Genomic DNA, 388 nt, shown 5'->3' with positions numbered 1-388 from the left:
CCGAGATGGTCGTGGTTACCGGGGCCTGCATCCTGCTGATCCTGGGGCAGTTTGTGCGCAAGGGGCAGGAACATTTCCTCGTCTGGGCCTCAGTCGCAGTCGTGCTGATTGCCGCCTTGGGGACATTGATGCTCGCGGGCGAGGTGCGGCCGGCCTACTCGGGCATGTTCATCGCCGACCGCTTCGCGGTCTTCTTCAAGATCGTGTTCTACATAGCTACAGTCCTGACATTCCTTCTTTCGCAAAAATATGCCGAGATCGAAGGGATCGGGCGCAGTGAATACTATGTACTGCTGCTCCTGGCGCTTTCGGGAATGATGATCATGGCCTCGGCGACCGACCTCCTGTCGATCTATGTGGGCCTCGAACTGATGGTGCTCTGCACCTA

The 388-nt window shown here is 58.0% G+C and carries 1 pseudogene; it reads left to right on the top strand.

Annotated features, from left to right (window positions below):
• Nucleotides 1-388, top strand: a pseudogene (locus EN851_RS34395) (NADH-quinone oxidoreductase subunit N); the annotation flags it as partial.

Source organism: Mesorhizobium sp. M8A.F.Ca.ET.208.01.1.1, assembly GCF_004791315.1.
GTDB lineage: Bacteria > Pseudomonadota > Alphaproteobacteria > Rhizobiales > Rhizobiaceae > Mesorhizobium.
The sequence above is the reverse complement of the archived record's forward strand: the minus strand, read 5'-3'. Positions and strand labels throughout refer to the sequence as shown.